This is a genomic window from Mesorhizobium sp. WSM4829, from assembly GCF_055811475.1.
The window spans coordinates 379,592-399,916 of sequence record NZ_JBVVQJ010000001.1 but is presented as its reverse complement, the minus strand read 5'-3'; the positions used below and the strand labels follow the sequence as shown (position 1 = coordinate 399,916).

Genomic DNA, 20,325 nt, shown 5'->3' with positions numbered 1-20,325 from the left:
TTCAACCGCTTTTGTGCGACGCCAACTCATCCCAATCGGTGATTCAATTGGCTGCAAATGCTCCAAGGACTGCCTGAAATGACCGTCGAGACCGTTCTCAACAATGCCCGCATCGTGCTTGCCGACGAGATCGTCGAAGGCTCGATCGTGCTGCGCGACGGCTTGATCGCCGGGATCGATGCCGGCGCCGGCCGGAACGGCGAGGACATGGGCGGCGATTTCATCATTCCCGGGCTGGTCGAGCTTCATACCGACCACCTGGAGGGTCACTACGCGCCGCGGCCGAAGGTGCGCTGGAACCCGATCGCCGCGGTTCTCGCCCACGACGCGCAGGTGGCGACCGCCGGCATCACCACCGTACTCGATGCCTTGCGCGTCGGCATGGACGACGATGCCGACATGAATTCGGCCGACATGCGCAAGCTGGCCGATGCGATCGAGGACAGCGTCCAGCAGGACCGGCTGCGGGCCGACCATTTCATCCATCTGCGCTGCGAGGTTTCGGCGCCGGATTGCCTCGCAGCCTTCGCGCATTTTGACGGCGATGACAGGATCAAGCTGGCGTCGCTGATGGACCATGCACCGGGACAGCGTCAGTTCGTCGATTTGGAAACCTATGCCTACTACTACCAGCGCAAGCTGAAGCTGACGGATCGCGAATTCCAGCAATTTTGTGAGAAGCGGATGGCGGAGTCGGCGACGAATTCTGGGGCGAACCGCGCCTTCATCGCTGCCGCCTGCCATCAGCGCGGCATCGTGCTGGCCAGCCATGACGACGCCACGACCGGCCATGTCGACGAGGCGATCGAACAAGGCGTCCGCGTCGCCGAATTCCCGACCACCAAAGAGGCCGCAAAAGCTTCGAAGGCGGCAGGGCTCGGGGTGCTGATGGGCGCCCCGAACGTCATGCGCGGCGCCTCGCATTCGGGCAATGTTTCGGCCCGGACACTCGCCGGCGAAGGCCTGCTCGACATATTGTCGTCCGACTACATCCCCTTCAGCCTGATCCAGTCGGCGTTTTTCCTCGGCGACGTTGTCGACGGCATCTCCCTGCCGCAGGCGGTGGCGATGGTTTCGAAGAACCCGGCCGAGGCAGTCGGCCTTGCCGACCGTGGTGTCATCGAGCAGGGCCGGCGCGCCGATCTGGTTCGCGTCCGTCTTGACGATCATGTCCCAGTTGTCCGCACGGTCTGGCGGCAGGGACGTCGGGTCGCGTGATGGTGTCGGCGTCGATCGAGCGTGAATTGTCCGCCGCGGCGTTTCCGATCCGCGACGGCGTGTTCGTCGCCGTCGTCGGGCCGAGCGGCGCCGGCAAGGACACGGTGATCGGCTATGCCCGGTCGCTGTTTGCCGACGAGACCCGGCTGGAGTTCGTGCGCCGGGTCATCACCCGGCCGAGCGACACGGCAAGCGAGGATCACGACACGCTGGCCGATGCGGCCTTCGTCGAGGCCGAGGCGGACGGCGCCTTCGCCATCGCCTGGGAGGCGCATGGCTTGCGCTATGGTATCCCGGCTGAAGTCGACCGGTCGGTGGCCAATGGCCGCGTCGCCATCGCCAATGTCTCCCGCGCCATCATCCCGGCGCTGCGCGATCGCTATGCCAATCTGGCTGTCGTCGAGATCACCGCATCGCCGCAGATCCTGGCCGAGCGACTGGCGATGCGCGGCCGCGAATCGCGCGGCGAAGTGCTGGCGCGGCTGGCGCGCAGCGCCAATGTGGCGTTGTCCGGGCCAGGCGTCACCCCGATCGACAATAGCGGCCAGCGCGAGGCGGCCGGCGAGCGTTTTGTCGAAGTGCTGCGCAAGGCAATGGCCTTCTCCGACGGGGCTGTACCTTCTCCCCTTGTGGGAGAAGGTGGATCGGCGCGCAGCGCCGAGACGGAAGAGGGGTGTTGGACGGAGTGAGACGTTGGTGTTCTCTGGAACACCCCTCATCCGGCCGCTCCGCGGCCACCTTCTCCCACAAGGGGAGAAGGAAGAGGCGGGGCGACTACTCCGCTGCCGCGCCGGCCGCGCCCTTGCGGGTTGCCTCCAGCATCAGCCGCCGCTCCCGGTACACGCCCCATTGCTGGTCGACCAGCACGCCGATCAAGATCACGCCGCCCATCACCGCGAAATTGAGCGAGGACGGGATGCCGAGCAGGTTGACGAGGTTTTGCAGTTCCTGCAGCAGGACCGTGCCTAGGATGACGCCGATCAGCGAGCCTTCGCCGCCGCGCAGCGAGAAGCCGCCGAGCACGGCTGCGGCAATGGCGTAGAGTTCGTAGAACTGGCCGTGGCTGGCCGGCGAGATCGAGCGCGTGTACATGGCGAAGTAGATCGCCGACAGCGCCGTCAGCACACCGCAAATGACATAGGCCGCCATGACGACGCGGCCGGTGCGGATGCCGGAATATTTTGCCGCCTCCTCGTTCTTGCCGATGGCATAGAGGTAGCGGCCGAACACCGAACGGTGCAGCACCACCCACATCACGATGGCGATGACGATCAGCGCGATAAAACTGTTCGGCACGCCATAGGATCGCCCGGCGGTCAGGAATTCGAGCTCCGGAAAGTTCTGCCCGAAGGCAAAGCCCGCCGTGCCGTCGGCCGTGTAGAACCGCGCCACGCCGCGATAGATCAACAGCCCGCACAGCGTCACCACGAAAGGCTGCAATTTGAGCCGCGTGATCAGCCAGCCATGTGCCAGCCCGATGATGCCGCCGAGCACCAGGATCAGCGGCAGCGCCACCGGCCATGCCATGCCGCGCGTGGCGATGAAATCGACGAACAGGACGCCGAGCAGCGCGACCACCGAGCCGACCGACAATTCGATGCCGCCGGTGATGATGACGAAGGCCTGGCCGATCGCCAGGATGCCGAACAGCCCAATCAGGTTCGATGTGTTGGCTAGGTTGATCGGCAGCAGGAAGCGCGGATTGATGATCGCCACCACCGCTCCGACCACGAGGATCAGGATCAGCAGGCCGAGATCTTTCTTGCTCATCGTCTTCTCCCCAATGCCTGCCTAAGCAGGTTCCGCAAAAGTGTTGCGCGGTTTTGCGACCGGAACCTGCGCCAAACAAAAGCTATTTCGGCTGCTTGCCGACGGCCAGCAGCAGCACGTTTTCCTGGCTGAACTGTTCCTTGTCGAGAATGCCTGAGATCTGGCCCTCATGCATGACGGCGATGCGGTCGGAGACGCCGATCACCTCCTCCATGTCGCTCGATATCATCAGCACGGCGACGCCGGCATCGGCCAGCGCCCGCATCAGCCCGTAGATCTCCGCCTTGGCGCCGATGTCGATGCCGCGCGTTGGCTCGTCGAGGATCATCACCTTGGGGCTCATGGCCAGCCACTTGGCCAGCACCACCTTTTGCTGGTTGCCGCCGGACAGCGTGCCAGTGCGCGTCGCCACCGAGGGCGCCTTGATGCCGAGATTGCGTTTCTGCTTCTCGGCGGTGACAGCTTCGGCGCGGGCAGAGACCAGGGATCGCCGGGCATGCGCCGGCAGATTGGGGAGTGAAATATTCTGGGCAATCGACAGGTCGAGCAGGATGCCGGTCAGCTTGCGATCCTCGGGGACGAGGAAGATCCCGTTGGCCACAGCGTCGGCCGCCGAACCAAGAACCAGATCTTTTCCATCAAGCTGGAGCGCGCCGCCAAGGCTCTTCTCGATGCCGAAAAGCACGCGCGCCAGCTCTGTGCGGCCCGAGCCGACAAGACCCGCCAGGCCAAGGATTTCGCCGCGCCTGACGCCGAGATCGACCGGTCGGTCTGGATAGGCGCTGGTGCGAACGGCCTTGGCCGACAGTGCGACGGCGCCGGGCGGGCGCGCCGATTCTGCGGCCTTCTCCCGCTCCTTCAGCATGCGGCCGATCATCAGTTTGACCATAGAGTCGTGGTTGATGGCGTTCTTCGGCAGCGTGCCGGCAAGCATGCCGTCCCTCAGCACGACGACGCGATCGGCAACCCGCTCGACCTCGTGAAGACGATGCGAGATGAAGATGACGCTGATGCCGTCGGCCTTCAGCGCCTTGATGACATCGAGCAGCTTGTCGGTTTCGGCAAGGGGCAGGCTCGACGTCGGCTCGTCGAGGATGACCAGCCGCGCCTCGATCGACAGCGCCTTGGCGATTTCGACCATCTGCTGCTGGGCAAGCGACAGCGCCGATACCGGGGTGTTTGCCGAGAAATTCGCGCCCACGCGTTTGAGCAGCGGCGCCGCCAGCGTGCGCAGCCTGGTGCGGTCGACAAGCCTGAGCGGACCGGCGCGCAACGGCTCGCGGCCGAAAAAGATGTTGGCGGCAACGTCGAGGTTTTCGAACAGGTTGAGTTCCTGGTGGACGAAGGCGATGCCGGAACCGATGCTGGCCTCGACCGTCAGCCCGTCATGGGCGACGCCGTCGACGGTGATCGTGCCGGTGTCGGGTGTGGTCACCCCGCCGAGGATCTTCATCAGCGTCGACTTGCCGGCGCCGTTTTCGCCGACGAGGCCGATAACCTCGCCAGGCCTGACCTCCAGCGAAAACCCGTCCAGCGCGACCACGCCGGGATAGGTCTTGCGCACGCCCTCGAGACTGAGGAACGGGGCAATCGTGGATGCGCCGATGGATGCGTCGGAATAGTTCATCATGCCTGACAGCAGTTGGCGGACCAGCCTCCCCGCAGATTGACGAGCCTGATCAGGCCCGTCAATAACAAGCGGAGCCAGTCACGCCAGCGTCGCGCTGCCTCCTCACCCCTAACCCTCTCCCCGTAAAAATCGGAGGATTCGCCAGCGTTGCAACCACTGCCCTTCTCCCCGTTCTGCACGGGAAGAAGGGGGATGAAGGGCCAGCGCCGACGACGCTCAGTTTCCGGACATCGCTTTCAGATTGGCGGCATAGGCGTCGACGTCGTCCTTGCCGATGATCTTGGTCGGGATGATGATCAGGCCGTTCTCCGGAATGCCCGACTTGTCGCCCTCGAGATAGGCCGCCATCAGCTTCATGCCCTGGTAGGCCCATTCGAACGGCTGCTGCACGACGGTGGCGGCAACGGTGCCTTCCTTGACGCCGCCGAGCGTGATCGGATCGTCGTCGAAGCCGACGACCGTGATCTGGCCGAGCTTGCCGGCGTCGCGCAGCGCTTCATAGATGCGCGGCGTGTTGTAGGAATAGAAGCCGACCATGCAGGTGACGTCTGGGCTGGCGACCAGCGCGTCCTCGACGTTCTTCTTGGCGCGGGCCTGGTCGATGTCGTCGCCACGCACGTCGATCAGCTCGATCTTGGTGCCGGCGAGCCCTTCCTTCATGCCTTCGATGCGCTCCTTGGCATTGTCGGCGCCGAGCAGGCCGACGAAGCCGAGACATTTGCCGCCGTCGGGCATCGCCTTCTTGGCGATCTCGGCCGCCTGCTTGCCGGCATCGATGTTGGACGAGCCGATATAGGCGATACGCTTGGTCTGCGGCGCGTCGCTGTCGGTGGTGAACAGCGCCGTCTCAGAGGCGATCTTGTTGAGCCCGTCGGTCGAGGTCTTGGGATCGACGGCCGAAACCATGATCGCCTTGACGCCGGCCGTCACCAGATCATCCATCAGCCGCTGCTGGATGGCGACCGACGACTGTTCCGGATATTTGAGCTCGAGATTGTAGTTGGGCAATTCGGCCTGGGCCTTCTTGACGCCGGCTTCGGCCGCCTTCCAGAAATCGGAAGCGCCGTTGACGACGAAGGCCAGCGTCGGTTTGTCCTGGGCACCGGCGATCGCCGTGAAGGACAGACCGAGAGCCAGGGCCGCTGCGGCGACGGACACATTTCGTATCGCAGATTTCATGTTCAACCTCCCATTTGATTCAGTCATTTTCGCTGATCTGAACTTTGTCGAATGCGGCTTGGACGCCCTCCTCCTCAAGGGTGCTGGCAGCGAAAGAACGGCGCCATCCCAGCCGCGATTTTGGACTTTAGAGACTCATTGGCAGTTCGTATAGTCGGATTTGTCTGACATTTCAGTAATTGCGTGGCGTTGCTTTGCCGGCCCAAGAGCCCGGATGCCGCGCCACACGCCTGCTTCCCGTCATGGCCCGTTCGGTCCCGAGCCGGGCATGACGAATTGAGAATAGAACGCTTACTGCTATTAGTAAATAGTATTAGTCTCTGGTTGGAAACCCGGTTGTCGCTGGCGAATGGCAGCCTGCCGTGCGGAAAGAAGGGAGGCCTGAAATTGGATCACGTTCCCAGCAATCGATCTTCCAGAACCGCGAATCGTTGTCTCCGCGCTGCTAGCCATTCGGCTGCCAGGATGGTAATAATGATTAATCGAGTGCCTGTTTCATAAATGCGAAGCGCCGTCGGCCGTCCTGCCGTCTTTAATGATGTCCCAGGACGACCGCTGGTTAGCCAAGCCGGGAATATGGAATACAATGCCATGAGCGAACCAACGGATCTGCGCGATCCTGCCCTCGAAGCCTCCCGGCGCCGAAAGCCATCGGCCAAGAATCCCAAGAGTCGCGTCACCATGACCGATATCGCCAGGGCCGCCGGCTGCTCGCAGGCAACGGTTTCGTTCGTCCTCAACAACACGCCGGGCATAAGGCTCTCGCAGCAGACCCGCGATCGGGTGATTGAGGCCGCGCGGGGTCTCGGCTATGCGCCACCAGCCTTCTCTGCTCTTCGCAGCCCTATCGCCTCGTTCGAAGGGCTGGACGGGGTGATCGGCTTCGCAGTCGATCAACTGGCGACCAGTCCCGAGGCAGTCGTCGCCATAGAAGGAGCGCGCCAAGCCTCGTGGAATGCCGGGAACGTCGTGCTGGTCGCTCAGACTTTGGGTGATTCCGTCATGGAGCCGCGCGCGATTGCGGCACTGACCAAGCGAGGCATTTCGGCGCTGATCTACATGACCATCTTCACGCGCGAGATCGCCGCGCCCGACTATCTCTACGACCTCGATATCCCGGTCATCCTGCTCAATTGCTATACCGCCGACTACGCCTTCCCCGCCGTGGTGCCGAGCGAAATCGCCGGCGGGCAGAGTTCCACCCGCCACCTGATCAGCCATGGCCACCGCCGCATCGCCACCATCACCGGCGAGCCGTGGATGCAGGCGGCGCAGGATCGGCTGAAGGGCTACCGCCGGGCGCTGGCGACGGCCGACATCCCGTTCGATGCGGAGCTGGTGGTCGAGGGCGACTGGTCAGCGAGCGCCGGCTACGCCGCGACCGTCAAGCTTCTGGCGCTCAAGGACCGCCCAACCGCAATCTTCTGCCAGAACGACCGAACCGCGATCGGCTGCTACGAAGCGCTGAAGGAAGCCGGCCTGCACATCCCTGGGGATATTTCCGTGATCGGCTATGACGACGAGGAAATCGCCCGGCATCTGTTCCCACCTTTGACGACGTCGATCCTGCCGCATATGGCGATGGGGCAATGGGCGATCGAGCAATTGGAAGTCCCTGCACCGCCCGGCCGCGGCCGCTACCCCATTACCAAGCTTGAATGCCCGCTGGTCGAGCGGGAATCGGTCAGTGCCGTGGCGCCTGGGCGCACACACGGACTGACAGCCAGCTGAGCACCTCCAGACTTCCGTCAATGCAAACGCCGTACTGATGCCGCTCCAAGCCAGACAAGCGCCCCGCAAAGGGCGGTGGCCCCGAAATTGTCGCCTGGCGTGGTGGATCGGCATCATTGTGTCCAGAGTTCTGCGGATTGACATACAGTTTCGCCGTCTTCATGCGCCGCAACGATATCGCCCGGTATTGGCTGTCGCTGTTTCCGGCCGAGGGCGAAGCGCCATGAGCCAACTTCCAACTCGCATGGCGAACGGCATCCTTAAGCATCGGTGCGGGAAGGGAATTGCTCACCCCAACGGCATAACGCCTCTGCTCCAGCATTGAGCGCCGCTCCGCTTTCTGTCAACGAATAGACGACCTTGGTCGGCGATCCCGGATAGACTTCTCGGTTCACAAGCCCGTCAGCCTCCAGTTCGCGTAATTGCTGCGTCAGCATCTTTTCACTGATCGCCGGAATGGACTTCCTCAATCGGCCGAACCTGCGAGACGCCGTTCCAAGCTCACAAAGACTATCCACTTCCACTTCCCTTCGATCGCCTTGATCGCCGTTGCGAAGCCGCAATTGCCCGTCGGCTCATTCATGATGCTCTCCTTACCGTTGGGTAACCACTTACCTCCAGGTGCGTATTGTGCGCCCCATTCACTCCGACATACCTCTGCCCTTGACGGCAAACATTGGCGCCGCTCGCCTATTGGCGTCTATTGGCATGGAGTGTTGCAATGAAGCTTTCAATCAGCGTTGTCGGGACGGGTCGTATGGGATCGGCGCTCGCCCGCGCCCTGCTCCGGTTGGGATATCGGACGACGGTCTGGAACAGGACGAAACAGAAGGCCGAACCGCTGGCCACGCTCGGCGCCACTGTCGCGGGGTCCGTCCTGGAAGCTGTCAATGCGGCTGAAATTGTCATTGTGAACGTAAGCGACTACCAGGCAACCGCTGCAGTTCTGCACGACGATGCTGTTGCTTCAGCTATTCGCGGCAAGCTGGTCGTGGAACTCACTTCGGGAACGCCGCATGGCGCACGTGAAGCCGCTGAATGGTTTGCCGAGCACGGAGCCAGCTATCTCGATGGCGCAATCATGGCCACGCCGGATTTCATCGGCACAGATGCCGGGACGATACTGATCTCGGGGCCAAGCCAGGCTTTCGACGCGAACGAGGAGATGTTTCGTGCCTTGGGCGGCAATGTCCAGCATATCGGGGAAGAGCCGGGACGTGCGAACGCACTTGATAGCGCGCTGCTTGCTCTCATGTGGGGCGCGCTGTTCGGCACGCTGCATGCGATCGCCGTGAGTCAGGCCGAAGAGATCGACCTCGGCGCGTTGGCTCGGCAGTGGGCCGCAACAGCGCCTGTTGTTGACGGGCTTGTCGCCGACCTGATCAAGCGAACGGATGCTGGCCGTTTTGCCAGCGACGATGAGACGCTCTCGTCGATCTCCCCGCATTACGGCGCATTCCGGCATCTTTTGGAGCTGATGGAGGCGCGCAAGATCGACCGCTCTGTGGCCGACGGTTACGACGCGATCTTCCAACGGGCGATTGCAGCTGGCCACTTACATGATGATTTCGCAGCGTTGTCGCAATTTCTGGGAAGTCCGGATAAGAGATCTCTCCGATCTGGAGTGCGAGGCGGATCCCTTCTGACTGGCTGAGCGGATTTGGTCTCCGGCCTTATTGAGGCGGACCACGCTTTGCCGTCAGCCAGCGGGATCGGGCTTTGTTGTCCGAGCATGGGCCGGTCAGACCAGTGACCTATCTGGGGGAATAGAATGCCTTTGACGCTTCTCATCGATTCGTATTGTGCTGCTTGGTCCGATCAGAACGCCGAGCAGCGGCTGGCATTGCTGTTACCGGTCTGGAGCGATGGCGCGACATACACAGACCCTACAGTCCATGCGACTGGCGCGGAAGAACTGCTCGCGCACATCGCAAGAGTTCTGGCCAAGCGTCCCGGTGCCCGCATCCTACGGACAAGTGACGTGGATGTTCATCATGGGATCGCACGCTTTGCGTGGAAGTTTGTGATGCCTGATCGATCGTCCTTCCCTGAGGGTTTGGACATAGCCTTCCTCGACCCTGGTCATAAGCGAATAACGCGTATCATCGGCTTTTTTGGGCCGTTGGCACGGGCAAGCTGATCGACCAGCGCGTGCCAGACCGTGCGCCACCAGCCGATCGATAATCTCGCAATAGCGACGCCGCTTGCCGCCATCACCTTGGAATACATGCTGATATCGGTGGCGAGGATGGGACGGAATGCGACTGGGGCGAAGTGCTGGCCTGGGAACCGCCAAACCGCATCGTCCTGGCATGGCGGATTCGCGCCGACTGGCAATATGATCCGTCGCTGCTGACCGAAGTCGAGGTCAAGTTCTCCGAGGCCGGCGAGAACGCGACTCGCGTCGAGCTCGAGCATCGTCAGCTTGAGAACATGGGCGCGGCCGGTGAAGCGGTGCGTGAGATCTTCGAATCCGATCGTGGCTGGAGCGGTATCCTGCAAAACTATGTCCGGTTGATCGAGAGCGGTAGGCTGCCAACCGATCGGCCAATTGACTTACCCTTTGAGTACGTGAAAGCTGCGCTTCAATTCGCAACGCAAGTGCTATAGTGAGACCAGGAAAGCGGCTCGCCGCTTACCGAGGCAACGAAAGCGAAAGCGTATTGGTCGCAGTGTATGCAAGCCGTAGCGATGGGATGAGACGAGGCGGCCGAGGACGGGACGGGCCTGGCGTCCTGCTTAGCCTGGGTGCCGGTCTGCGGCTGCTGGCTTCGCTGCTCTTTTTGCTCTGGACCATTCCTGCGGCAACAGCCGACCAGGTTGCGCATGACCTTGCCGAAGGCCAAATCGGCGCGACCGAACCGGTCACACACCCGACTGTCCTTGCCCGCAGTATTGCGCGCCACGTCGGTGCTGAGACTTCCCGTGTCAAGACACCTGTCATTGCGAGAGATGGCAAACCGTTTTGCGTTATCGCGGATTTGCGGCTGCCGCTCGAAACTGCGTCAGCCGCACCGTTTGGCATATGGTCTGACGGCCGGCCGGAACTATCGCCGATCCACGCCTTTGATGCGCGCGCGCCTCCGCTTCTCACGGCGTGAACCTGGCCGCGCGACCGCGGCTCTAGACTCGCAAAACTTCACATCGCGTTCCGTTCGTCGAGTTGCTCGCCGATCGGAACGCCAAAGCTCTTGTCGGAGGCGGTTTGCGCCCGATATGGGCTGAACGGACAAGAACATGCTGCATTTTTCGCGCTGGAAGACCATTCTCATCTGGCTGACGGTCCTGGCCGGTATTCTTTACGCAGCTCCCAATCTGGTTCCCGCCTCCACTCTGGCATCGCTGCCGAATTGGCTGCCCAAGCAGCAGTTGACGCTGGGGCTCGACCTGCAGGGCGGCTCGCACATCCTGCTCCAGATCGATCGGCAGGACCTTGCCAACGAACGTCTCGAAGCGGCACGCGACGAGGTCCGCACATCGCTGCGCGATGCCCAGATCGGCTATACCGGGCTTGCCGGCACCGCCAATTCCATCCAGGTCCGCATTCGCGACCAAGGCCAGATCGAAGCGGCGAAGAGCGCGCTCGAAAGGTTGGCGCAGCCGATCTCGACGGGCATGTTCATGAGCGGCTCGGTGACAGAGATGGAGATGACCGAGTCGGAACCGGGCCTGCTGCGCTTCACGCTGACCGAAGCCGGGATCGACTACCGGATCGCCGCGGCGCTGACCCAATCGATCGAGGTGGTGAGCCGGCGCGTCAACGAGCTCGGCACGACCGAGCCGATCATCCAGCGCCAGGGATCGGACCGCATCATGGTCCAGGTGCCGGGCCTGCAGGATCCGCAGCGGCTGAAGGATATCCTCGGACAGACGGCTAAGCTGACCTTCCAGATGGTCGACCAGTCGATGTCGGTCGAGGAGGCGATCTCCGGCCGTCCACCGGCGGGCTCGACGGTGTTGAATTCGACGGAAGAGCCGCGGGTCCCCTATCTGATCGAGAACCGGATCATCGTTTCCGGCGAAAACCTTGTCGATGCGCAGGCAACCTTCGACCAGCGCACCAACGAGCCGGTGGTTTCGTTTCGCTTCGACAGCCGCGGCGCCACCCGCTTCGGTCAGGCTACCCAGGCCAATGTCGGGCGCCTGTTCGCGATCATCCTCGACAACGAGGTGATCTCCGCGCCGCAGATCCGCGAACCGATCCTGGGCGGCACCGGGCAGATATCCGGCAGTTTCACGGTGGAGAGCGCGAACGATCTTGCGGTCCTGCTACGCGCCGGTGCACTGCCTGCCGACCTCACCATCGTCGAGGAGCGCACCGTCGGTCCGAGCCTCGGCAGCGATTCGATCGAGGCGGGCCAGTTCGCGGCAATCATCGCCGGGGTCCTCGTCGTCGGCTTCATGCTGTTCGCCTATGGGCGACTGGGGCTGATCGCGAATATCGCACTCCTCGCGAACGTCGCACTGATCATCGCCGTCCTGTCCGTGCTCGGGGCGACGCTGACGCTGCCTGGCATCGCCGGCATCGTGCTGACGATGGGCATGGCGGTCGACTCCAACGTCATCATCTTCGAGCGCGTCCGCGAAGAGAGCCGCCAAGGGCGCTCGATCGTGCAGTCGATGGATTCCGGGTTCAAACAGGCGCTGGCGACTGTCGTCGACGCCAATGTGACGACGCTGATCGCCGCCGTCATCCTGTTCTTCCTCGGCTCGGGGCCGATCAAGGGGTTTGCCGTCACACTCGCCATCGGTATCGTCACCACCGTGTTCACGGCGTTCACGCTGACGCGTTGGCTGGTCGCGTTCTGGCTTCGCCGGCAGCGGCCGAAAACCATGCCCGCCGGTGTCATGCGGCTGGTGCCCGACGACACGCGCGTGCCGTTCATGGCCTTCAGAAAATACGCCTTCACGCTGTCCGTGCTGTTGTCGATCGCTTCGGCGGTGCTGTTCTTCACTGTCGGCATGAACTACGGCATCGACTTCCGCGGTGGTTCGAGCATCGAGGTGCAGGCAAAGGGCCAGCAGGCCGACATCGGCGACATCCGTGAGCGGCTGACGGGTCTCGAACTGGGCGAGGTGCAGGTGCAGGAGTTCGGCTCGGCCCGGGATGTGCTGATCCGCATCGGCACCCAGGGGGGCGGCGACGTTGCCGAACAGTCCGCCGTCGAGAAGGTAAGAAGCGCGCTCGAAACCGACTACGAGTTCCGCCGCATCGAGGTTGTCGGTCCGACAGTGTCGTCCGAACTCGCGTTCAACGGCACAATGGGCGTGCTCGCCTCGCTGCTGGCGATGCTCGTCTACATCTGGATCAGGTTCGAGTGGCAGTTCGGGCTCGGCGCCATCATTTCGACGTTCCACGACGTGATCCTGATGGTCGGCTTCTACGTCGTCGCCGGCATAGAGTTCAATTTGACCTCGATTGCCGCGATCCTGACTATTGTCGGCTATTCCATCAACGATACGGTTGTAGTCTATGACCGGGTCCGCGAGAATCTGCGCCGCTATAAAAGGATGCCGATTGCCGAGCTACTCGACCTGTCGATGAACCAGACGCTGGCGCGAACGGTCCTGACCGGCGTGACCACGCTGTTTGCGCTGGCGGCGCTTTCGATCTGGGGCGGCGAGGTGATCCAGTCCTTCACGGTCGCAATGATCTTCGGCATCCTCGCCGGGACCTATTCCTCCATCTTCGTCGCCGGGCCGCTGCTGATCCTGTTCAAGCTCCGGCCGGGCGCCCTCAGCCAGGAGGAAGCCGCAGTGGCGAAAGAGCCGCCGGCGCAACAGGCCTTGTAATGGGCGGTGCCATCTCTTTGGGTCCGCTGTAGCTCCAGCGCGGCCGCCTGCTCCAGGCTGACACCCAGGACGAGCGGGTCCGCGTGACGGTGCTCGAGCCGCCATTCGCGTTCGTCCGAGCGATGCACCGCTCAGCCGGCAGAATTGCATGTTGATCTTGATGAAGCCGATGATATGATTTCAGGAATATGCTGAATGAAACTGATCTTTCGCGCACCGATCTCAATCTCCTCGTCCTCTTCGAGGCCGTGCTCGGAGAGGGCCACGTGGGCCGGGCGGCGGACCGGCTTAACCTGACGCCATCGGCAGTCAGTCACGGACTCGGCCGGCTGCGCCGGCTCCTCAACGATCCGCTGTTCCTGAGAACGCCCAAGGGCGTGGTGCCGACCGCGCGTGCAACGGAACTGGCCGCGCCGATCGCCGACGTTCTGGCGCGCGTGCGCAGCGTGATGGCGACTGCCGCGCCCTTCGATCCCGCCACGGCCATGCGCCGGTTCGCAATCGGCGCACCGGACGGTGTCTCAGCCGTGATCCTGCGCCCGCTCCTCGCCGAACTCAGCCGGATTGCGCCACGCATCGACGTTGGCGTGCGTCAGATCTTGCCCTCGCCAGCCCGCGTCTGGCGGAGCGCGATTGTCGATCTCGAGGCGCACGCCATCGATATCGCGATCATTCCGTCCGATGACATCCCGCCTCGCTTCGAAAAGCGCTGCATCTACGAAGAGGACTTTGTCATTGCCATGCGTCCTGGACATCCGTTCGCGCGTGATCCGAGCCTGGAGCGATACTGCAGCATGCAGCATCTGGTCGTCTCGGACAGCGGCGATCCTTACGGCTTCGTCGATGAACATCTGGCCAAGCAAGGCCGGGCGCGACGGGTTGCGTTGACGGTTCCGAACTTCATGTTTGCGCTCGCCGTCATCGCCGAGACCGACCTCATCTCGGCCCTGCCGCGGCGGTTCGTTGCCATGCATGCGGCGCGTTTCGGCGTGCTGAGCCTCGATGCCCCGTTGCCGTTGCCCGGCTTCCGGCTCAACGCCGTCGCTCCCAAGGTCGCGATGATGGATGCGGGCGTGGCATGGCTCTTCGATCTGCTTGCGGAGCAGACTGCGCAGAAGCACCCCAGCGGCTTGCCCGCACGAAGTTGGCAAGCATAACTCGGAAAGCTTCGTCGGCGCCGCCAGCGTGGATGAACCTGACAATTGCGTTTCTCCTGCAGCGCTACTCCGCGGGAGTTGGGAAGTGCTTTCCAAGCCGGGCTCGCCATTTTGGCTCCTCCCGTTTTGCGATGCTTGCTGCATCGACCGATGCGATCGCCGGCAGCATCTTTTTTACTGAATCTCCTTTCCTTGCGGTTTGGCTGGTGACGGATGCGCCGTCACGACAAGGCGATGCGACCGTCCCTGCGGCGCAGTTTCGTCGTGATAGCGTGCCGCCAGCGTGGTGATGGCCTCAGTCAATTCACGCGTGAACGAGGCGCGGTCGGCGGCGGAGCGGAAGCGGATTTCGGTGTCGATCGCCAAGGTCGCCAAGCGCTTGCCGGCATCGGTGGCGGCGCGCTGGAGAACTCCGATCTCCCGCACCAGCCGGGCGCCGAGCGCGATCAGGTAGCTTGCCGACAGGCGGTCCGGGGTGCTGTCCGGATCGGCGCCGACCGGACCCAGTGCGCTCGTCGAGACGACATAGCTTGTGGCGCTCGCCACCATGAGCCGCTCCGTCAGGCCACCCCACTTGCGCGTGTCTGCAACTTGGACAAGCCCGTGCTCCTCAAGAGCATGCAGGTGGTAATTGATCTTCTGCCGCTTGAGGCCGAGCCGTGTGGCGAGGGTAGCGGCCGAGGCCGGCTCCCGCAGTTCCGAGAGGAGTTGACTTCGAACGGGCTCCAACGCGGCGGCGGCCGCGCTCGGCCGATCTATGACTTCGATTTCGAGCATGCAGCCCTCACATTGACAATCTTTCCTGTCAATGTGCGTTGACGAGTGTAATTGTCAAGAGCGAAAGGGCCGCTTCGTCCGAACTGTCCAGCTGGCTGCGGCTGCAGCAAGCGAGCCAGCTATCGCCCACTGCGGAAGTCGATGCGTCCCGCAGACGGCCCTGCACGGGGCAATTGCAATGACGGTGCCGTTCGTTGTAGCCATTGCGACCGCTTGATTTTGGAGGAGACGCAGCATGGACCGATTCACTGGCGGCTGCCTGTGCGGCAACGTCCGGATTGTGGCGTCGGGACTCCCATACCGGGTCGGCATTTGTCATTGTCTCGACTGCCGCAAGCATCATGGCGCCCTTTTTCACGCTTCCGCGGTGTTCCCCCAGGATGCGGTGACGATCGAAGGTGAGACGCGCGACTACGCCGGGCGGTTTTTCTGCCCCCGCTGCGGTTCGACAATTTTCGGACGCACCGCAGACGAAATCGAAGTGAATCTGGGATCCCTGGATGCCCCTGACCAACTGATGCCAACCTACGAAAGCTGGATAATCCGTCGCGAGTCCTGGTTGCCGCCGTTTCCGCTCACGAGGCGGTACGAGCGCGATCGTGACGCCACGAGTCGCTTTGAGGAATAGTCGCACGAACGCTGCGAAAGCGTTTTGGGAGGTCACGCCGGCACGTCACTCCGGAAGACCGGCCTTGCGGAAGCCATCGACGAAATGCTCGAGCGTCACAGCGTCGCGGAATGGCTCCGTCGCGGCCCAGTGGCGGGTGGTGAAATGCGGGTTGCCGACGAGGAACAGTTCGGCCTCTGCGCGCGCCTCGTCGAGGCGGCCCAGTTGGGCAAGGCTTGCCGCCAGGAAGCGGCGCGAGCTTGTACGATAAGTCTCGTCCCTGCGCAGTGTTTCGACAGCCGCTTCGTATTGGCCGGCGGCATATTGCGCCTGGCCAAGCGTCAGATAGTACCAACTTGCCGGAAACGGGTTCAACCGGAATGCCTTGCGAATGTGCTCAAGGCCTTCCTTGACCCGTCCGGCCAGGACCGCGATGTCGGACAATGCCGCCCAGGCATCGGCCTCGTTCGGATCGAGCTCGATCGCCCTGGCGAATTCCGCATCCGCCTCGGCGAAGCTGCGCTCATAGGCAAGCAGGTAAGCCAGAACCCAGCGGCAGCCGGCATCGTTCGGATCGATCGCCACGGCTTTGCGCGCCAGTTCCAACGCAACGCTACGGGACGTTTCGGTAGGTCCGCCGGAATGCACCCATCCCATCCAGTGGTTCATGGCAAGCCAGCGATAGGCCTCGGCATATTCCGGATCGAGCGAAACCGCGCGGGTGAGCATCAGATGCGCTTCGCGCGCCGTCTGCGGCGTGTCATCCATCAGCTTGCGCGCCCGCACGCAGAGGTCGTAGGCCTCAAGACTTTTGGGCCGGTTGCGCGGCGGCGGTGCGCGCAGCCTGCCGAACAACGCCTCGACGATCTTGCCGGTGACCTCGTCCTGAACGGCAAAAATGTCTTCCAGGCTGCGATCGAAGCGCTCCGCCCATAGATGGTCGCCGCTCACTGCGTCGACCAGTTGGGCGTTGATGCGCACGCGCCCCGCAGCACGTCGTGCGCTCCCCTCCAGCAGGTAGCGCACGCCGAGATCCTGCGCGATATCGCGCACGTCCATCGCCTTTCCCTTGTAGGCGAAGGCCGAGTTGCGTGCGATGACGAACAGCCCGGAGATCCTGGACAGGTCGGTGGTCAGGTCTTCGGTCAAGCCATCCGCGAAGGATTCCTGCTCGGGATCGTTGCTGACATTGACGAAGGGCAGCACCGCTATCGATGGCTTGCCGGGCAGCGGCAAAGGTTTTCGCTTCGCGCCGAGCTGTTCGACGGCCCCCGTGAAGCGGTAGCCGACGCGCGGAACCGTGGCGATCCATTCGCCGCCATCTGCAGCCGGGCCAAGCAGCTTTCGCAGCACCGCGATCTGTACGGTGAGGTTGCCTTCCTCGACGGCCGTGCCCGGCCACGCCGCGTCCATCAACTCGGCCTTCTCAAGGATTTCGCCGGCTCGTCCAACGAGCGCCGCAAGCAGCTTTAACCCGCGGTAGCCTACGGCAATGGGGACATCGTTGCGAAGCAGCGTTCCCGCACCGGAATCAGGCACGAACGGACCAAAGGCAAAGCGCGATCCCTGCATGCGGCGTATCTATAGCCCGTTTGGAAGTTTTGAGAACTATTTGGCAGAGCTTAATTACGACGCTGTTCGTATCCTGCAGAATTCAGCCTCTTTCAGGTCAAAGGTCCCTGGACCTCAAACCTATGGAGGTTGCTATGAACGATACTCTTGCATCGGCCCCGCATCAGGCAGGGGCAACGCCCGTCGAGCCGGCGGGAATATTGCGTCGGCACCTGACGACCCTGCGAAGCATCATCGCGGCCTGGGACGAGCGGAAACGCTTTCGCTGGGAGCTTGAGCAGATGGCGAAGGACAATCCCCATTTGATCGACGACATCGGGCTGACGAGACGGCAGGTCGAGGCAGAGATCGCCAAGCCCTTCTGGCGGCGATAATCCTTGTCGCCGCAAGGTCGCGAACCGTCATCCTCGTCCTGGGTGGGCCAAAAATTTCGGAACGATGCGAGAAGCTGGGCCGCCGATCCGGTCCCAAAATCGAGCGTTCGCGTGCGTCAGCGGGGCGGCCTTTTTCCTAAAGCGTGTCGCGTTTGCCCGGCCTCATGCGACGCGCTTTAGGTTGTTGTTTTTATGCATGTCGTTATCGCAAAACCGCTACGCACTTTTGCGCGACATGCATTAGTCGTCGTCATCATCATCGGTGTAGCGGTCGCGATAGCGGCGACGATCATAGTCCTGGTAACGATGGGAGGATCGGTCCTCCTGGTAAACCCTGCGCTTGACGTAGGTCTCGCAATAGTCATCTTCACAGTAGGTCTCGACAATCCGCTCACGCACAACGCCGTTGTTCGACGAGCTATTCGGGCTGGTGTTCGAGGACTGGCTGCCGGCGTGGGCAACGACTGTCGCCATCATCGTCGCTGATGTCACCAGTAGGAACTTCATACGCATGGCTGCCTCCATTTTTGGCTGGATAGCGCAACTCAAAGCCAAGTCGAGGTGAACTCAACGGCTGGGCATGCGGAGCGTGCACTGCAGTCTAGCCCAAAGTGTGGCTTGGCGCGCCGGACAGGATGAAACTGGGGTCTCGTACATTGTTGCTGCGCCTTTCTGAGATCACCGCTCGGAGCGGTCCGACTTGCGCCCCATAAACTGCCCTCGCCGCCCCGCCAAGATCGGACCAACCGGTCATTGGTCAAGGGGAAGCGAAGTGACCTCCATGCAGAATTCGAGCGCTCATCGGCTTCGGCGCAACCCGGCCGCGCCACTCCTGGGCGCGAGGGCTCAGGGTAGCGGGATTGGCTTGTCACTGAGTGTGCGCAAGTAGGCAATTATGTTTGTTCTTTCAGTCTCGTCCGGAGCACCCGGCACTTCCATGTAAACGCCCGGCGTCGTGAGCATGGGCTCAAGCAGAAATTTGTTCAGGTCCTCATATGTCCAGACACCCTGCCATGCCAGCAAGGCGTCGGAGTAACGCCTCTTGGCCACAGATGCTTTGTCGCGACCGACGACGTTCCACAAAGTCGGTCCCTGATTGCCCCCTTCGTCCGGCACGGCATTGTGGCAGTAGGCACAGAGGCGGGAGAAGGAGGCTCGGCCTTTCTCCACGTCGGCGGCAGCCAACTTCTTCGCGATCGGGGCTGGCGTTGGCAAGATGACGCCGTGCGCGATGAGATAATCAGCCACTTCGCGTTGCCCCTTGAATTTCGCCAGATGGAGAGGTGTCTTGCCGTCCTTTGTCTTCGCATTCACATCTGCGCCGGCCTCAACCAGTGCCTTCACGCAATCGAGGCAACCGGATCTGGCGGCGATGTGAAGGGCGTTTTCGCGGTTGCGCTGCGAGTTTGGATTTGCGCCCCTCTCCAGCAACAGATTGATCAAATCGATCCGGCGTTTTGCCAGAGCCGGCATGAGGGCAGGACCCAAACCCGGCGTCGGGGCGGCGTTGACATCAGCACCGCGTTCGATGAGCAGTTTTGCCGCCGCAAAATGCCCGCCCCTGACCGCAAGATAGAGTGGTGTGGCTTGCCCATCGCTCTCATCGACATCGGCGCCTGCGTCGAGCGCTGCCGCAATCGCCGCGACATCGCCCGTTTTCGCGGCGTCGTGGATGGCGGCGGCATGCGATGCAATCGGTGCAAGCACCAACAGAATGAACAGCAAAACCCCGCGCATCCGGCACCCCACTGTCAAACTGGAGGATGGCCAACAAGGCGCTGGTTCGACAGTTCGTCGACGATATCCTCGTCATCGGCCGTTGGAAAGTCTCGTCGGGTATATCGTCAGCGACGTGAAAGTGCGAACCGCAGTCGCTTCATCGCGGCGATCATTCCGGCTGACCCGAGCAATGGACCTGTTCACCCCAGCGGCATAAGCCCTCTGCCCCAGCACAGAGCGTCGATCCGCTTTCCGTCAACGAATAGACGACCTTCGCCGGAGAACCCGGATGGACTTTTCGGTTCACAAGCCCATCTGCCTCAAGTTCTCGCAGCTGCTGCGTCAGCATCTTTTCGCTGATCGCCGGAATTGACTGCCGCAGCCGGCCGAACCTGCGTGGTGTCGCGCCGAGTTCGCAGATGATGTCCAGCTTCCACTTGCCGGAGACCATCTTTATCGCGGTTGCAAAACCATTCTCGGTGGGTTTGTTCACCTTGCCCTCCTTACCGGCAGGTAACCACTTACGCATCCGTGCGTATTGGTGTCGCGCTTCCCAAATCATAGCTCTTCCTCGGAACGACAAGCGAGCCGAGCGTTGCGCCAATCAAAATATGGGATGTCGGAATGATGCCTGCAATCGGTGCCCCAGACACTGGACGTATGGGATCGGCGCTCGCCCGCGCGCTGCTTGAAGCGGAATATCGCACGACCGTCCGGGACAGGACAGCAAAAGGGACAGGAAGGCGATCGAAGCCTTCATCATCAACCAATCATGGGACGCCTCCGAAAAGCGAACTC

The 20,325-nt window shown here is 62.4% G+C and carries 19 protein-coding genes; 9 read left to right on the top strand and 10 right to left on the bottom strand.

All coding sequences use genetic code 11. The features are described 5' to 3' along the window. Positions 1-78: 78 nt before the first annotated feature. Together AC0L17_RS01780 and phnN are read left to right on the top strand one after the other, a co-directional pair. The gene (locus AC0L17_RS01780; protein ID WP_473514524.1) at positions 79-1,218 is read left to right on the top strand and encodes an alpha-D-ribose 1-methylphosphonate 5-triphosphate diphosphatase; all 1,140 of its coding nucleotides are present in this window, start codon (positions 79-81) and stop codon (positions 1,216-1,218) included. Next, positions 1,215-1,907: a phosphonate metabolism protein/1,5-bisphosphokinase (PRPP-forming) PhnN gene (gene phnN / locus AC0L17_RS01775; protein ID WP_473514523.1), complete on the top strand. Its 693-nt coding sequence runs from the start codon at positions 1,215-1,217 to the stop codon at positions 1,905-1,907. Before AC0L17_RS01780 ends, phnN begins: the two co-directional genes overlap by 4 nt. An 85-nt stretch (positions 1,908-1,992) precedes the next feature. On the opposite strand, the gene AC0L17_RS01770 is transcribed toward phnN, so the two are convergent. From AC0L17_RS01770 to AC0L17_RS01760, 3 genes are all read right to left on the bottom strand, one after another. Next, positions 1,993-2,988: an ABC transporter permease gene (locus tag AC0L17_RS01770; RefSeq protein WP_077374661.1), complete on the bottom strand. Its 996-nt coding sequence runs from the start codon at positions 2,986-2,988 to the stop codon at positions 1,993-1,995. A gap of 82 nt (positions 2,989-3,070) precedes the next feature. Next, a complete protein-coding gene (locus AC0L17_RS01765; RefSeq protein ID WP_287051666.1) occupies positions 3,071-4,615 on the bottom strand; it encodes a sugar ABC transporter ATP-binding protein in 1,545 nt (514 codons plus the stop codon). 219 nt (positions 4,616-4,834) lie between these two features. Next, positions 4,835-5,797: a sugar-binding protein gene (locus AC0L17_RS01760; protein ID WP_023796948.1), complete on the bottom strand. Its 963-nt coding sequence runs from the start codon at positions 5,795-5,797 to the stop codon at positions 4,835-4,837. A gap of 591 nt (positions 5,798-6,388) precedes the next feature. Between AC0L17_RS01760 and AC0L17_RS01755 the strand changes: the two genes are divergently transcribed. Beyond that, positions 6,389-7,528: a LacI family DNA-binding transcriptional regulator gene (locus AC0L17_RS01755; RefSeq protein WP_023796950.1), complete on the top strand. Its 1,140-nt coding sequence runs from the start codon at positions 6,389-6,391 to the stop codon at positions 7,526-7,528. 260 nt (positions 7,529-7,788) lie between these two features. On the opposite strand, the gene AC0L17_RS01750 is transcribed toward AC0L17_RS01755, so the two are convergent. Then, positions 7,789-7,998 (bottom strand): winged helix-turn-helix transcriptional regulator, encoded by a 210-nt coding sequence (locus AC0L17_RS01750; protein WP_473514522.1) that lies wholly within the window; start codon positions 7,996-7,998, stop codon positions 7,789-7,791. 251 nt (positions 7,999-8,249) lie between these two features. Between AC0L17_RS01750 and AC0L17_RS01745 the strand changes: the two genes are divergently transcribed. After that, entirely contained in the window at positions 8,250-9,182 is a 933-nt protein-coding gene (locus tag AC0L17_RS01745; protein WP_473514521.1) for an NAD(P)-dependent oxidoreductase, read from the top strand. Between the two features lie 428 nt (positions 9,183-9,610). Here AC0L17_RS01745 and AC0L17_RS01740 read toward each other — a convergent pair whose 3' ends face one another. Further along, positions 9,611-9,757, bottom strand: coding sequence for a hypothetical protein (locus AC0L17_RS01740; RefSeq protein WP_473514520.1), 147 nt, complete (start codon positions 9,755-9,757; stop codon positions 9,611-9,613). On the opposite strand from AC0L17_RS01740, the gene AC0L17_RS01735 reads away from it, so the two are divergent. From AC0L17_RS01735 to AC0L17_RS01725, 3 genes are all read left to right on the top strand, one after another. Next, positions 9,752-10,138 (top strand): SRPBCC domain-containing protein, encoded by a 387-nt coding sequence (locus tag AC0L17_RS01735; protein ID WP_473514607.1) that lies wholly within the window; start codon positions 9,752-9,754, stop codon positions 10,136-10,138. The two genes, AC0L17_RS01740 and AC0L17_RS01735, sit on opposite strands and share 6 nt — an antisense overlap. A 627-nt stretch (positions 10,139-10,765) precedes the next feature. Beyond that, complete coding sequence (gene secDF, locus AC0L17_RS01730) at positions 10,766-13,321, top strand: protein translocase subunit SecDF (RefSeq protein WP_473514519.1); 2,556 nt, start codon at positions 10,766-10,768, stop codon at positions 13,319-13,321. Positions 13,322-13,509: 188 nt separating this feature from the next. Continuing rightward, complete coding sequence (locus AC0L17_RS01725; protein ID WP_473514518.1) at positions 13,510-14,478, top strand: LysR family transcriptional regulator; 969 nt, start codon at positions 13,510-13,512, stop codon at positions 14,476-14,478. A 174-nt stretch (positions 14,479-14,652) separates the two neighbouring features. Here AC0L17_RS01725 and AC0L17_RS01720 read toward each other — a convergent pair whose 3' ends face one another. Continuing rightward, positions 14,653-15,255: an ArsR/SmtB family transcription factor gene (locus AC0L17_RS01720; protein ID WP_473514517.1), complete on the bottom strand. Its 603-nt coding sequence runs from the start codon at positions 15,253-15,255 to the stop codon at positions 14,653-14,655. A 235-nt stretch (positions 15,256-15,490) separates the two neighbouring features. Here AC0L17_RS01720 and AC0L17_RS01715 point away from each other — a divergent pair, with 235 nt between their 5' ends. Continuing rightward, the gene (locus AC0L17_RS01715; protein WP_123146189.1) at positions 15,491-15,883 is read left to right on the top strand and encodes a GFA family protein; all 393 of its coding nucleotides are present in this window, start codon (positions 15,491-15,493) and stop codon (positions 15,881-15,883) included. Between the two features lie 45 nt (positions 15,884-15,928). Here AC0L17_RS01715 and AC0L17_RS01710 read toward each other — a convergent pair whose 3' ends face one another. Further along, complete coding sequence (locus AC0L17_RS01710; RefSeq protein WP_473514516.1) at positions 15,929-17,434, bottom strand: winged helix-turn-helix domain-containing tetratricopeptide repeat protein; 1,506 nt, start codon at positions 17,432-17,434, stop codon at positions 15,929-15,931. Between the two features lie 134 nt (positions 17,435-17,568). Here AC0L17_RS01710 and AC0L17_RS01705 point away from each other — a divergent pair, with 134 nt between their 5' ends. After that, entirely contained in the window at positions 17,569-17,808 is a 240-nt protein-coding gene (locus tag AC0L17_RS01705) for a DUF1127 domain-containing protein (RefSeq protein WP_473514515.1), read from the top strand. Positions 17,809-18,048: 240 nt separating this feature from the next. Here the strand turns inward: AC0L17_RS01705 and AC0L17_RS01700 are convergent, their stop codons facing one another. From AC0L17_RS01700 to AC0L17_RS01690, 3 genes are all read right to left on the bottom strand, one after another. Then, positions 18,049-18,321 (bottom strand): hypothetical protein, encoded by a 273-nt coding sequence (locus tag AC0L17_RS01700; protein WP_473514514.1) that lies wholly within the window; start codon positions 18,319-18,321, stop codon positions 18,049-18,051. A gap of 333 nt (positions 18,322-18,654) precedes the next feature. Next, the gene (locus tag AC0L17_RS01695) at positions 18,655-19,545 is read right to left on the bottom strand and encodes an ankyrin repeat domain-containing protein (RefSeq protein ID WP_473514513.1); all 891 of its coding nucleotides are present in this window, start codon (positions 19,543-19,545) and stop codon (positions 18,655-18,657) included. A 151-nt stretch (positions 19,546-19,696) separates the two neighbouring features. Then, entirely contained in the window at positions 19,697-20,020 is a 324-nt protein-coding gene (locus AC0L17_RS01690; RefSeq protein ID WP_473514512.1) for a winged helix-turn-helix transcriptional regulator, read from the bottom strand. Between the last annotated feature and the right edge of the window lie 305 nt (positions 20,021-20,325).